Source organism: Bradyrhizobium sp. SZCCHNRI20481 (genome assembly GCF_032485055.1).
Lineage (GTDB): Bacteria > Pseudomonadota > Alphaproteobacteria > Rhizobiales > Xanthobacteraceae > Bradyrhizobium.
This window is the reverse complement of sequence record NZ_JAUEUE010000010.1, coordinates 15,367-28,461: the sequence shown is the minus strand read 5'-3', so window position 1 is coordinate 28,461 and position 13,095 is coordinate 15,367. Positions and strand designations below refer to the sequence as shown.

At 65.4% G+C, this 13,095-nt stretch carries 11 protein-coding genes; 3 read left to right on the top strand and 8 right to left on the bottom strand.

Features of this window, described 5'->3' with window-relative positions:
• Positions 1 to 155: 155 nt before the first annotated feature.
• The 7 genes from QX132_RS17405 to QX132_RS17375 all read right to left on the bottom strand — a co-directional run bounded on the left by QX132_RS17405 (position 156) and on the right by QX132_RS17375 (position 8,740).
• Positions 156 to 995 (bottom strand): aldo/keto reductase, encoded by an 840-nt coding sequence (locus QX132_RS17405; RefSeq protein ID WP_316162130.1) that lies wholly within the window; start codon positions 993 to 995, stop codon positions 156 to 158.
• A 212-nt stretch (positions 996 to 1,207) separates the two neighbouring features.
• A complete protein-coding gene (locus tag QX132_RS17400) occupies positions 1,208 to 3,898 on the bottom strand; it encodes a molybdopterin-dependent oxidoreductase (protein WP_316162129.1) in 2,691 nt (896 codons plus the stop codon).
• A gap of 19 nt (positions 3,899 to 3,917) precedes the next feature.
• A complete protein-coding gene (locus QX132_RS17395) occupies positions 3,918 to 5,132 on the bottom strand; it encodes an NAD(P)/FAD-dependent oxidoreductase (protein WP_316162127.1) in 1,215 nt (404 codons plus the stop codon).
• Positions 5,133 to 5,137: 5 nt separating this feature from the next.
• On the bottom strand, positions 5,138 to 5,563 hold the full coding sequence (locus QX132_RS17390; protein ID WP_316162125.1) for a globin family protein: 426 nt from the start codon (positions 5,561 to 5,563) through the stop codon (positions 5,138 to 5,140).
• Between the two features lie 84 nt (positions 5,564 to 5,647).
• Positions 5,648 to 6,439: an ABC transporter ATP-binding protein gene (locus QX132_RS17385; protein ID WP_315737171.1), complete on the bottom strand. Its 792-nt coding sequence runs from the start codon at positions 6,437 to 6,439 to the stop codon at positions 5,648 to 5,650.
• Between the two features lie 12 nt (positions 6,440 to 6,451).
• Positions 6,452 to 7,360, bottom strand: coding sequence for a nitrate ABC transporter permease (ntrB, locus tag QX132_RS17380; protein WP_316162123.1), 909 nt, complete (start codon positions 7,358 to 7,360; stop codon positions 6,452 to 6,454).
• Positions 7,361 to 7,423: 63 nt separating this feature from the next.
• A complete protein-coding gene (locus tag QX132_RS17375) occupies positions 7,424 to 8,740 on the bottom strand; it encodes a CmpA/NrtA family ABC transporter substrate-binding protein (RefSeq protein WP_316162121.1) in 1,317 nt (438 codons plus the stop codon).
• Positions 8,741 to 8,886: 146 nt separating this feature from the next.
• Between QX132_RS17375 and QX132_RS17370 the strand changes: the two genes are divergently transcribed.
• From QX132_RS17370 to QX132_RS17360, 3 genes are all read left to right on the top strand, one after another.
• Positions 8,887 to 9,204, top strand: a complete 318-nt coding sequence (locus QX132_RS17370) for a hypothetical protein (RefSeq protein WP_315776395.1) — start codon at positions 8,887 to 8,889, stop codon at positions 9,202 to 9,204.
• 208 nt (positions 9,205 to 9,412) lie between these two features.
• Entirely contained in the window at positions 9,413 to 10,246 is an 834-nt protein-coding gene (locus tag QX132_RS17365) for a formate/nitrite transporter family protein (protein ID WP_316162119.1), read from the top strand.
• A gap of 67 nt (positions 10,247 to 10,313) precedes the next feature.
• Entirely contained in the window at positions 10,314 to 12,044 is a 1,731-nt protein-coding gene (locus tag QX132_RS17360; protein ID WP_316162117.1) for a bifunctional protein-serine/threonine kinase/phosphatase, read from the top strand.
• Between the two features lie 23 nt (positions 12,045 to 12,067).
• Here the strand turns inward: QX132_RS17360 and QX132_RS17355 are convergent, their stop codons facing one another.
• Positions 12,068 to 12,982 (bottom strand): intradiol ring-cleavage dioxygenase, encoded by a 915-nt coding sequence (locus QX132_RS17355; protein ID WP_315779524.1) that lies wholly within the window; start codon positions 12,980 to 12,982, stop codon positions 12,068 to 12,070.
• Between the last annotated feature and the right edge of the window lie 113 nt (positions 12,983 to 13,095).

Here is a 13,095-nt window from a genome sequence, read left to right as displayed (position 1 = left end):
TCACGGTCGAACTCGGGAGTTTTGGAACGGGGACGATTCGGTGAGTGGCGACAAAACGCCAATCGCGACGCCGCGACAACCCATCGAAGCGGGCAGCACTTATGCGTTGCCACGCGCCGGAGTAGCAAACATCCGTAATTTTCCGTGATGCTGCATTACAGCATGGGCAGCCCGCGCGGCTTCGGCCCGCGCGGAAGGGCGCGATCGATTGCGGCGATCTCGGCTGCGGTCAGCTCGATGTCGCCGGCCGCGGCATTCTGCTCGGCATGCTCGGGCCGCGACGCCTTGGGGATCGCGAGCAGCGACGACGCCCGCGTCAGGAAGGCGAGCGCGATCTGGCGCGGCGTTGCGCCATGCTGCTCCGCGATGCGCTGCAGCACCTCGCCGCCGGCGCTGCGACGTTCCGGAAAGTCGTCATGGCCGAACGGCGAGTAGGCGACGACGGCGACGCCATGCTGGCCGCACCACGGGATCACCGCGTGCTCGATGGCGCGCTCCTGCAGATGGTAGAGCACCTGGTTGCAGGCGATCTTGCCCTCGCCTGCGACCTTCAGCAGTTCATCGAGATCGTCGACGTCGAAATTGCTGACGCCCCAGGACCCGATCTTGCCGGCGGCCTTGAGCTCCTCGAACGCCGCCACCGTCTCCGCGAGCGGATAGGAGCCCGGCCAGTGCAGGAGATAGCAGTCGAGCCGGTCGGTCTTCAGCCGCTTCAGCGAGCGCTCGCAGGCGGTGATGGTGCCCTTGCGCGAGGCGTTGCTCGGCAGCACCTTCGAGACCAGGAACACGTCGTCACGCCGGCCGGCGATGGCCTCGGCGATGACCAGCTCGGCATCGCCATACATCTCCGCGGTATCGATGTGGCTCATCCCGAGATCGAGGCCGCGCCGCAACGTGGCGATGGCGCGGCTGCGATCGGCGTGGTCGAGATACCAGGTGCCCTGCCCGATGACGGAGACGCTGGCCCCGCCGGTTCCGAATGTCTTGTGCTTCATGCGCGGGAGCATAGTGGATGAGGCGCACGACGTCGATTGGGTGCCCTCCCTGCTCAAGGCATCTGACGCGCCTCCACACCCACGTCATTCCGGGGCGACGCGTCAGCGTCGAACCCGGAATCCCGGGCTTGTCTTGCGCTGTTTCATTTCGACCATGTCGAGATTCCGGGTTCGAGGCCGTTGGCCTCGCCCCGGAATGACAGTGTTCTCGGCTAGCTCGCCGCCGCGATCGGCGGGGCGTCCGTGGCCGTCTGCGCGATCAGCCGCTTCATCTCCGGAATGCACGAGCCGCAATTGGTGCCGGCCTTGAGCTGCGCGCCGATGGCGGCGGGCGTGCGCGCACCTGCCGTGATCGCATCGCAGATGGTGTCGCGGCCGACGCCGAAGCAGGCGCAGACGATCGGGCCGCCGCCGACGCCGTCGGGCGCGCGGCCGGACAGCAGCACGCGGCGCTGGTCGTCGTCGAGGCGATCGGCGGCGAACATCGTCTTCACGACGTTCCAGTCGCCGGCATCATGGCCGGGGCCGACGAAGAGACAGGTTTCGATGCGATCGCCGGCGAACGACGCGGCGCGATAGACGCCGCCGCCGACATCCATGTAGTCCGTGACGTCGTCGGTGGCGCGCGCCTTGAACCAGGCCGGCCAGCGCGACAGATCGCCGTTATCGGCGAACAGATAGCCCAAGCCGCCCTGCACCGTCGCGCGTGCCCACCACAGGTTGGACGGCAGCGTGAGCTCGTTGCGCGACAGGATGAAGCCGCGGAATACGTACTCATAAGAACTGATCGCAGCCGGGGTCGCCTTGGCCTCGGGCTGGCCGGAGAACGGATCGGTGTGGGAGGCGACCAGCGCGCCGACGCGGCCATGCGAGGCGTTGGTGGCGTTCCAATGGATCGGCGCGAACAGCATGCCGCGCTGCTGGCGCTCGCTGACCACGACCTTGAGGATGCACTGGCCGTGCTCGGTCGTCACCTTGGCGAAGCCGTCATGCATCAGGCCGTATTTCAGCGCGTCGTCCGGATGCACCTCGACGAACGGCTCCGGCAGATGCGCTGATAGCCGCGGGCTCAAGCCGGTGCGCGTCATCGTGTGCCACTGATCGCGGATGCGCCCGGTGTTCAGGCGCAGCGGGCGGGCGGCGGTGGTCTCACCGCGCAGCGCCGGCACTTCCGGCGCGACGAAGCGCGCTTTGCTGTCGTTGGTGAAGAAGGCGCCGTCGGCGAAAAAGCGCGGCTCGGGCGGCTTGCTCGTGCGCGCCGGCCATTGCACCGGCGCCATCGTCTCGTATTCGTCGTCGGTGAGCGAGGCCAGCGCGCCGATGTCGAAATCGCGCGTGCCGTCGTTCTCGAACCCCGACAGCGCGGCGTGCTCGCGGAATATATCCGCAGCAGAGTTGTAGTTGAAGGCGGAGGCGAAACCAAGCCGTTTGCCGACCTCGCTCAGGATCCACCAGTCTGGCATGGCCTCGCCGGCCGGCGCCAGGAAGGCGCGCTGGCGTGAGATGCGCCGCTCGGAGTTGGTGACCGTGCCCGACTTCTCGCCCCAGGCCTGCGCCGGCAGCAGCACGTGGACGCCAGCATCGACGGTGTCGTTGGCGCGGACGTTCTCGGACACGACGAACAGCTCGAGCTTCTTGAGCGCGGCGCGGACCAGATCGGCGTCCGGCAGCGACACCGCGGGGTTGGTGCCGATCACCCACAGCGCCTTAATCTCGCCGCGCGCGATCGCCTCGAACATCTGCACCGCCTTGAGACCCTCATGGGTGGCGATGTCCTTGGCCTTCCAGAAGCGGCGAACGCGGTCGATGTCTGGCGGCGTGAAGCCCATGTGGGCCGCGAGCTGGTTGGCGAGCCCGCCGACCTCGCGGCCGCCCATCGCATTGGGTTGGCCGGTCAGCGAGAACGGCCCCATGCCCGGCTTGCCGATGCGCGCTGTCGCGAGATGGCAGTTGAGGATCGCGTTGACCTTGTCGGTGCCCTGCGCCGACTGGTTGACGCCCTGCGAATAGAGGGTGACGACCTTGGGAGTATCGCGGAACAGCTTGAAGAAGGCGACGACGTCGACCTCGGACAGGCCGGTGGCGAGCGCGGTCGCCGCGGCGCTGCCGGCGAGGCTGCGGGCGCGAGCCAGGGTCTCGTCGAAGCCGCTGGTGTGAGCGTTGATGTAGTCGTGATCGAGCGCACCGCTGTCGGCGAGATGCACCAGCAGGCCGGAGAACAGCGCCGCATCAGTGCCAGGCTTCAATCCCAGGAACAGATCGGCTTCGCTCGACGTGTCGGTGCGACGTGGATCGATGACCACGAACCTGGCGCCGCGCGTCTGCTTGTTGGCCAGCATGCGCTGATACAGCACCGGATGGCACCAGGCGGCATTGCTGCCCACGAAGACCAGCAGATCGGCCTGATCGAGATCCTCATAGGTGCCGGGCACGGTGTCGGCGCCGAAGGCGCGGCGGTGGCCGGCGACCGACGAGGCCATGCACAGCCGCGAGTTGGTGTCGACATTGGCCGAGCCGAGAAAGCCTTTCATCAGCTTGTTGGCGACGTAATAGTCCTCGGTCAGCATCTGGCCGGAGAGATAGAACGCCACCGCATCCTCGCCGTCGCGGGCGACGATGTGCTTCAGGCGGGTCGCGACGTGATCGAGTGCATCGCTCCACGCCACCCGCTGCATGCCGCCCTTGCAGCGGATCATCGGGTACAGCAGCCGGCTCTCGAGCCCGAGCGTCTCGCCGAGCGCCGAGCCCTTCGAGCAAAGCCGGCCGAGATTGGCGGGATGCATCGGATCGCCGGAGATGGCAGCGCCGCCGCGGCCGTCGGGCGTGGCGAGCACGCCACAACCGACACCACAGTAAGGACACGCAGTGCGCACCGTCAGCAGCTTCGGATCGACCGTCGTCATCGTCGTGCGTGGCCCCTTCTCACGCTGCCTGCGGCCGCGCGCCCGCGCGGCCGAACATCATCGCTGTCCGGATCGCTGCGACCGGCTCGCGGCTCCGGATCAACTCGCGATACCACAACGCGTCCTGAGTCTCACCGATCAGCACGGCGCCGGTGAGGCGCCCCTCCGTGATGACAAGCTTCTTGTAGATGCCGCGTTTGGCATCGTTGAGCACGATCGCCTCGCTGCCCTCGGCGCCGATGAAGTCGCCCGCCGAGAACACGGATACGCCGGACACTTTCAAGTTGGTCGACACGACGCTGCCGCCATAGGCCGCCTGGCGGCCGGCCAGATGCCGCGCCAGCACCCGCGCCTGCTCGTAAGCAGGCTCGACCAGCCCATAACAGGTGCCGCGATGCTCGGCGCATTCGCCGAGCGCGAAGATGCCGGGGGCCGACGTCTGCATGGCGTCATCGACGACGATGCCGCGGTTGACGGCGAGCCCCGCCTCTTTCGCCAGCGCAACGTTCGGCCGGATTCCGGCCGCGAAGATCACGGCGTCGGTGGCGAGGCGCCGTCCATCGGCCAGCTCGACTCCTTCGACCCTCCCGTCCCCATGGATGGTCGCGGTGCTGGCATTGAGCAGAACCTCGATCCCCTTGCGCGCCACCAGCGCCTTCAGCAACGCGGCCGCCGGCGCATCGAGCTGCCGCTCCATCAGCCGGTCCATCAGATGCAACAGCGTCACCCTGGCGCCGGCACGCGCCAGGCCATAGGCCGCTTCCAGCCCGAGCAGGCCGCCGCCGACGACCACCACACGCCCCTTCTTCGCCGCGAGCGCCAACAGCACGTCGGTATCGCGGCTGTCACGGAACGTGTGCACGCCCGGCAGATCGGCGCCGGGCACGGGAAGCCGCAGCGGCAGCGAGCCGGTGGCCAGGACCAGGCGCGAGAACGCCACGTTCTCATCGTTCTCGATCTGGAGCTCGCGGCGGCCGACATCGATGGCGGTCACGCGCGCACCGTATTTCAGCGTCACGCCGCGCTCGCGCCACCAGGTGGCTGGCTTGAGCTCGATCTCGTGGGACGCGGCCTCGCCGGCCAGCACCGACGACAGCAGCACGCGGTTGTAGGCCAGACGCGGCTCCTCGCCGATGACGGCGATCGCGTAGCGGCCGAGCGCGGTCTGCGACAATTCCTCGGCCAGCTTTGCAGCGGCCATGCCATTGCCGACGATGACGAGCGGTTCACTCAAGACGTCTACTCCGCCGCCTGCGCCTTGCCGTAGGCTTCCGCGATCATGAAGCCGGACAGCGTGCCATAGGCCGCGGTCCAGGCCTCGGCGACCTCGGGCGTCCAGGCCTCGCCGAGCCCCTTTTCCAGGGTCCACAGCAGCGCAGAGCCGACCACCGGATAGTGCTCGGGCTTGGCACCATAATCGACGTGGCGCTTGGCCAGCGCGCTTGCTGCCGGCAGGATCGCAGGCAAGTTCGCCAATCCATTCACGACGACCGCCAGCGTCGCCATCAGCTTCTTGCGCTGCTCGGTGAGATCGTCTGGAAACATCGCCCGCACCTGCGGCGCGACCTCGAACAAGCGATCGTAGAAGATGCCCGCGGCCTGATCGGAGATCGGCGCGACCTTGGCAAAGCTGTCCTGAACCAATTCGATCTGAGACGGCGTCATGGGAAATCCTTCGATGATGGAGACGAGAACCCGTTAGTCGCCCGAGGCGGAGGGCGGTTCGATCCGTCCTCCGCGTTCGAATCGTCACGCCGCCTCGACGTAGCGATGGCGCTCATAGAGGAATTCCAGCACGCGCTGGCGGCACTTCACGTAGGTGGCGTTGGTCGCGAGCTCGAGCCGCTTGCGCGGACGCGGCAGCGCGACCTCGAGCACCTCGCCGATCCGTGCGCTCGGACCGTTGGTCATCATCACGATACGGTCGGACAGCAGCACCGCCTCGTCGACATCGTGCGTGATCATCAGGATGGTATTGCCGAGCTTCTGGTGCAGCGCCATCACGGAATCCTGCAGATGCGCCCGCGTCAGCGCGTCGAGCGCGCCGAACGGCTCGTCGAGCAGCAGGACCTTCGGCTCCATGGCCAACGCGCGGGCAATGCCGACGCGCTGCTTCATGCCGCCGGAGATCTCGTTCGGACGCTTGTCCTTGGCATGGGCCATCTGCACGAGGTTCAGATTGTGCATGGTCCAGGCATCGCGCTCGGCCCGGGTCTTGGTCTTGGCGAACACCTTGTCGACGCCGAGCCGCACGTTCTCATAGACCGTGAGCCAGGGCAGCAGGCTGTGGTTCTGGAACACCACCGCGCGGTCAGGTCCCGGCGAATTGACCTCGCGCTCCTCCAGCAGCACGCCGCCGGTCGTGGCCGTGGTGAGCCCCGCCACGATGTTGAGCATCGTCGACTTGCCGCAGCCGGAATGGCCGATGATCGAGACGTACTCGCCCTTCTCGATCGAGAGATTGATGTCCTTCAGCACTTCGGTGGTAGCGGTGCCGCGGGTGAAGGTCTTGTCGACGTGGTCGAGCTTCAGATAGGCCATGATCTCTACCTCTCAATTCGTCGCAGTGCCGCGGGTGACGATCTTGCCGACCACCGCGATCATGCGGTCGAGCACGAAGCCGATGATGCCGACATAGAACAGCGCGAGAATGATCTCGCTGATATGCGAGGAGTTCCACGCGTCCCAGATGAAGAAGCCGATGCCGACGCCACCGATCAGCATCTCGGCCGCGACGATCGCGAGCCACGACAGGCCGATGCCGATGCGCAGGCCGGTGAAGATGTAGGGCGCGGCCGCCGGGATCATGATCTTGGCGAAGAACTCCAGCGGATTGAGCTGCACCACCGCGGCGACGTTGCGGTAGTCCTGCGGAATGTTGCGGATGCCGACCGCGGTGTTGATGATGATCGGCCACACCGAGGTGATGAAGATGACGAAGATCGCCGACGGCTGGCCGTCGCGGAAGGCCGCCAGCGACAGCGGCAGCCAGGCGAGCGGCGGGATCGTGCGCAGCACCTGGAAGATCGGATCGAGGCCGCGCATGGCCCACACCGACTGGCCGATCAGCGTGCCGACACCGACGCCGACGACGACGGCAATCGCGTAGCCGAAGGCGACGCGCCGGAGGCTGGCTTCGAGATGCCAGAACAAGCCCTTGTCGATGCCGCCATGATCGAAGAACGGATCGAAGATCAGCTCCCGGGTGTCGCTGAAGACCCGGGAGGGCGGCGGCAGCGCCGAGCCGGCCCGGCGGCAGACCAGCTCCCAAATCAGCAGGAACAGCGCCAGCACGATCAGCGGCGGCACCACGCGCACCGCGGCCTCACGTGCCATCTTTACATAGCGCTCGGCCTTCGGCGGCGGCTTGGGCGTCATCGTTACGATGGACGCCGAGGTGGACGCCGCCGCGGTCGGCACGACCTGGGGAGCACTATCGTTGCTCAACGCTGGCATGGACATCGGAAACCTTTCTCCGTGCAATGAGAGGGGCCGCGCGCTTTCCGCGCGCGGCGAGAGTCCTGATCAGGCGTCGACGCGCTTGATCGACAGCGACTTCAGGTAGGCGGCGGGTTCTTCCGGATCGAACACCTTGCCGTCGAAGAAGGTCTCCTTGCCGCGCGACTTGGAGGTCGGAATCTCGGCGGCGGCGACGTTCATCTCCTTGGCGGCCTCGCGCCAGATGTCCTCGCGGTTGACCTTGGCGATCAGCGACTTGGCGTCGAAGCCGGCCTCATACTTGCCCCACCGGATGTCCTCGGTGATGAACCAGAGATCGTGGCTCTGGAATGGATAGGATGCGAAGTCGCTCCAGTACTTCATGATGTGCGGCGAGTTCTCGACGACCTTGCCGGTGCCGTAGTCGAACTTGCCGGCCGAGCGCCCGGCGACGTCCTCGACCGGGCAGTTGATCCACTGCCGCTTGGCCATGATGGTCGCGAGCTCCTGCTTGTTCTCCATCTTGTCGGCCCACTGCTGGGCTTCCATCACCGCCATCGTCAACGCCTTCGCGGCCTTCGGATATTTGTCGACAAAGGCGGCGCGCATCGCGAAGGATTTTTCGGGATGCTTGTTCCAGATCTCGCCCGTCGTGACGGCGGTGTAGCCGATGCCCTGGTTGACGAGCTGCGCATTCCACGGCTCGCCGACGCAGAAGCAGTCCATGGTGCCGACCTTCATGTTGGCCACCATCTGCGGCGGCGGCACCACGATGGTCTCGATATCCTTGTCGGGATCGATGCCGCCGGCCGCGAGCCAATAGCGGATCCAGAGATCGTGGGTGCCGCCCGGGAAGGTCATCGCGGCCTTCACGGACTTGCCGGAGGCCTTCTTCTTCTCCAGCGCGGCCTTGAACGGCGCGGTATCGAGACCGAGCTTCAGGTCGGCGTACTCCTTGCCGACCGAGATGCACTGCGCATCGAGATTGAGGCGCGCCAGGATGTACATCGGCGTCGGCTGGTTGTTCTGCGTCACCTTGCCCGAGGAGATGAGGTACGGCATCGGGGTCAGGATGTGCGCGCCGTCGATGCCGTTGCCCTCGGAGCCGAGCACGAGATTGTCGCGCGTCGTGCCCCATGAGGCCTGCTTCTGCACATCGACATCAGGCATGCCGTATTTCGCAAACAGGCCCTTGTCCTTGGCGACGAACAGCGGGCCGGCATCGCTGAGCGCGATGAAGCCGAGCTTGGCGCTGGTGACTTCCGGCCCCGCCCCTTGGGCGAAAGCTCCGCCCGGCAAGTTCAGCTTCGCGGCTGCAAGCAGCGCAGCCGTCCCTGCGCCGGCCTTGAGAAGCTGACGACGGCTGAGGCCGTTGCGGCGAGCAGGATTGGCAGTCTTCGTCATGAGTGCTGTCGTCCTTTGTCTGAAGAGCGCTCGATGGTGAATGGCCGTCCGTTGCGGGTCGCTGCACCACGCACAAAGGCGCGTTCCGAGGAGGCCTCGGAAGGGGCAGCGTCACGATTCGGATGAGGGTTGCGCGGACGGCATCGATGGCGTCGGACACGCTCTTTCAAGCTTCGTGCCAACGCGCCGATTCGGATTTGTCAGGCAAATTCAACCCTTTAGCGTTGCACAACAATCCATCAGAGGCAGCGGGCCGCATCCAAAATTTGCGATTCGCACACTTTGTGTGCGGCGCACACAAAATAAGCATGGAGAGATTGTTCCGTGAGCATCAGGGCACCAAAAGAGCCCTTTCAGGCAGCCGCAGCAGAGAAACTCCAGCGCAGTCGCTTGAAATCACTGACTTTCTCGGTGGCGTCAAATTTGGCACACGCATTGCTTCTGGTTCTGCAAGTCAACGATGACTGCGGTTCGCCGGACTGTCGACGCCTATGGCGCTGATCTCCGGGACGGATGCGCGCACGCGACCGAGGTCTCCTCGGCGCGGTCGTCGTGACGCCCTTCCCGCATTCGACATCCGATCCGCCTGCCCGTGGCGATGTCCCTCGAGAGCCAGAACCTCTCGCAAGGCAGCGCGCAATCGACTCCCGAGAGCAAGCAAAGGACGTTTGAATGTCGTATCTCGCGCCTTCAGAATTCGTCACCAAGATGGTGGACGCAGGCGAGTCCAAGATCTTCATGTCGACCCGCGACACCGTCATCCGCGCCTACATGGCGGGCGCGATCCTGGCGCTCGCGGCCTGGTTTGCCGTCACCATCAACGTGAACACCGGCCAGCCGCTCATCGGCGCGCTGTTGTTTCCGGTCGGTTTCTGCATGCTCTATTTGCTGGGCTTCGATCTGCTAACGGGTGTGTTCGTGCTGTCGCCGCTGGCCGTGATCGACAAACGTCCGGGTGCGACCATCGCAGGCGTGCTGCGCAACTGGGGACTTGTCTTCATCGGCAATTTCGCCGGAGCACTGACCGTTGCCTTCATGATGGCATTCGTGACCACGTTCGGCTTCACGCAGGAGCCGGACAAGGTCGGCGCTGTGATCGGCAATATCGGTGAAGGCCGGACGCTCGGCTACGCGGCGCATGGCGCGGCCGGAATGGCGACGCTGTTCATCCGCGGCATGCTGTGCAACTGGATGGTCTCCACCGGCGTGGTCGGCGCGATGATCTCGACGACGGTCCCGGGCAAGGTGCTGGCGATGTGGATGCCGATCCTGGTCTTCTTCTACATGGTGTTCGAGCATTCGGTGGTGAACATGTTCCTGTTCCCGTCGGGGCTGATGCTCCATGCGAAGTTCTCGATCATGGACTACCTGGTCTGGAACGAGATCCCGACCGTGCTCGGCAATCTCGTCGGCGGCCTCTCGTTCACCGGCCTGACGCTCTATGCCACCCACATCAGGACGCAGCCGAAGCGTGATGCCAAGATCGCGGCTCGCGCCGCGGCCTGATTCCGTTTCCCTTGGAGAGCCCGGCCCCGGTAAGGTCGGGCTCCCTTCATTTCGCCCGACAGCCCAGATGCCATTGCGGATCACAATCGGAGCGCATTCCGACAAAGGGCAGAAGCCGGGCAACCAGGACTTCCACGGCGCGCTGATTCCCGATGAGCCGGCGCTCAGCCTGAAGGGCATTGCGATCGCGATCGCGGACGGGATCAGCAGCAGCGAGGTCAGCCACATTGCGAGCGAGTCGGCGGTCAAGAGCTTCCTGACCGACTATTACTGCACGCCGGATGCCTGGTCGGTGAAGACCTCGGTGCGACGCGTGATCGCCGCGGCCAACTCCTGGCTCTACGCCCAGACCAGAGCCAGCCAATACGCCTATGACCGCGACAAAGGTTATGTCTGCACGCTCAGCGCGATCGTGATCAAGGCGGCCACGGCGCATCTCTTCCATATCGGCGATTGTCGCATCTATCGCCCCGCAGGCCATTCGCTCGAGCAACTCACCGACGATCATCGCGCCATCATCTCGTCGCAGCAGAGCTATCTGGGGCGTGCGCTCGGGGTCAATCCCGAGGTCGAAATCGACTATCAGGCCATTCGGATCGAGCGCGGCGACATCTTCGTGCTCGCGACCGACGGCGTTCACGAGCACGTGGGCAAGCGTTTTGTCGCCAACGTGTTGAAGGAGAATTCCCACGACCTCGACCAGGCGGCCCGCATCATCGTCGCTGAGGCACTGGCGCAGGGCAGTGCGGACAACCTCACGATCCAGATCGTGCGGGTCGACGAACTCGGCGCCGGCGATGCCGCCGAGATCCCGGTCCAGGCCGAGCAGCTCCCGCCGGCGCCGCTGCTGGACGCGCGGACGATCTTCGAGGGCTACCGGATCGTGCGCGAGATCCATGCCAGCAGCCGCAGCCACATCTATCTGGCCATCGACGTCGAGACGGAGCTCGCCGTCGCCCTCAAGGTGCCTTCGATCGACCTGCGCGGCGACGGCGCCTATCTCAAACGGTTCCTGATGGAAGACTGGATCGCGCGGCGGATCGATAACCCGCATGTGCTGAAGGCCTTCCCATCGACGCGGCGCCGCGATCATCTCTACGTCGTCACCGAATTCGTCGAAGGCCAGACCTTGGCGCAATGGATGATCGACCATCCCAAAGCCGATCTCGATGCCATCAGAGACATCATCGAGCAGATCGCCAAGGGGCTGCAGGCGCTGCATCGAAAGGAAATGCTGCACCAGGATCTGCGGCCGCAGAACATCATGATCGACCGGACCCGAACGGTGAAGATCATCGATTTCGGATCGGTGCGCGTCAGCGGCGTGGTCGAGGCCGACCCGGCTGCCGACCACGACAGCATCCTCGGCACCCAGCAGTATACGGCGCCGGAATATTTTCTCGGCGAGGGCGGCTCCGAATGGTCCGATCAGTTCTCACTCGGAGTCATCGCTTACCAGATGCTGACGGGGCGATTGCCCTACGGCGCGCAGATGGCGCGCGCAAGAACCCGGGCGCAGTTTCGCAAGGTCCGCTATCTGCCGGCCTCCGGCGATGACCAAGCCGTCCCGCTCTGGATCGATGGCGCACTTCGACGCGCCGTCCATCCCATCGCCGCCAAACGTTACGAGAGCCTCTCCGAATTCGTCTTCGACCTTCGGCACCCCAATCCGGCCTATGTCGGCGACAGCCGGACGCCCCTGATCGAGCGCAATCCGCTGCTGTTCTGGAAGGCAGCGACTGCGCTGCTCGCGATGGCAGTGATCATCCTGCTCGCGGCTCGCCACGGCGGCTGGTAGTCGGACCTGCCGGCCACCACAGCTCAGGCGGGTTCAGGCGCGATCGCGCCGAGCGGTCTCGGCGCCGCGCCCGCTCCCGGCTTCATGCGGAAATCATAGGTCATGAAGTGCCATGGCCCGACGGCCAGCTTGCCGTCCGGCATCACCGCGTCGCTGCGCCGCTCCACTTGGGCGACGAGGTCGTTCTTGACGCCAAACACGACATCGCTGTCGAGATATTCGTCACCGCCGACGAAGACGTGGGTGATCAGCGGCTCGTAGCCCTTGGCGTCCACCAGGAAATGCACATGAGCCGGCCGCATCGGATGGCGTTTGGTGCTCAGGATCATCTGTCCCACCGGACCGTCGGTCGGGATCGGATAGCTGCAGGGCAGGATGGTGCGGAAGAAAAAGCGACCATCCGCATCGGTGATGAAGCGCGCCCGCGACGACGGACCATCGCTCGCGTAGGACGGCCGCTGCGAATCGTAGAAGCCCTCGTCGTCGGCATGCCAGACATCGACCGCGGCGCCTGCCAGCGGGGCACCCGACAGATCGGTGACCCGTCCCTGGACGAACATCTTCTCGCCCTTGAGATCCGCCGAGATGTCGGTGCCGTGGGGCGTCACCTTGTGCTCGCCGACGTAGAACGGGCCGAGCACGGTCGTCTCCGTCGCCCCTGCCCGGTCGCGATGATTGATGGCGTCGACCAGCATCGACACGCCGAGCACGTCGGACAGCAGGATGAACTCCTGCCGGCTCGCGGTGCAGGTCTGTCCGGTGCGGGTGAGAAAGTCGATGGCGGCGGCCCACTCGTCGAAAGTGAGCTCCGTCCGGCGCACATAATCGTGCAGCGATTTCACCAATTCCTGCAGCAGGAATTTCGCGCGCGGATCGGGTGTCCCTTCGAAGCTCGCGACGACGGCCTCCGTGAGCTCGGCCTCGTTGAATTGTGTCATTGCCAATTCCTCCCGGCGCAAAGGGTACACGACGCATCCCTGGCCTGCCATTGGACGCGGCGCGTTTTTCGGCTATCACCCGGAACAAACGGCATGTGCGGCCGATCCTCGCG

Coding starts and splice junctions, on each gene's coding strand:
- QX132_RS17405 (WP_316162130.1), bottom strand. CDS start 995: ATGAAGCACAAGACATTCGGAACCGGCGGGGCCAGCGTCTCCGTCATC.
- QX132_RS17400 (WP_316162129.1), bottom strand. CDS start 3,898: ATGACGACGGTCGATCCGAAGCTGCTGACGGTGCGCACTGCGTGTCCT.
- QX132_RS17390 (WP_316162125.1), bottom strand. CDS start 5,563: ATGACGCCGTCTCAGATCGAATTGGTTCAGGACAGCTTTGCCAAGGTC.
- QX132_RS17385 (WP_315737171.1), bottom strand. CDS start 6,439: ATGGCCTATCTGAAGCTCGACCACGTCGACAAGACCTTCACCCGCGGC.
- ntrB (WP_316162123.1), bottom strand. CDS start 7,360: ATGTCCATGCCAGCGTTGAGCAACGATAGTGCTCCCCAGGTCGTGCCG.
- QX132_RS17375 (WP_316162121.1), bottom strand. CDS start 8,740: ATGACGAAGACTGCCAATCCTGCTCGCCGCAACGGCCTCAGCCGTCGT.
- QX132_RS17370 (WP_315776395.1), top strand. CDS start 8,887: ATGGCGTCGGACACGCTCTTTCAAGCTTCGTGCCAACGCGCCGATTCG.
- QX132_RS17365 (WP_316162119.1), top strand. CDS start 9,413: ATGTCGTATCTCGCGCCTTCAGAATTCGTCACCAAGATGGTGGACGCA.
- QX132_RS17360 (WP_316162117.1), top strand. CDS start 10,314: ATGCCATTGCGGATCACAATCGGAGCGCATTCCGACAAAGGGCAGAAG.
- QX132_RS17355 (WP_315779524.1), bottom strand. CDS start 12,982: ATGACACAATTCAACGAGGCCGAGCTCACGGAGGCCGTCGTCGCGAGC.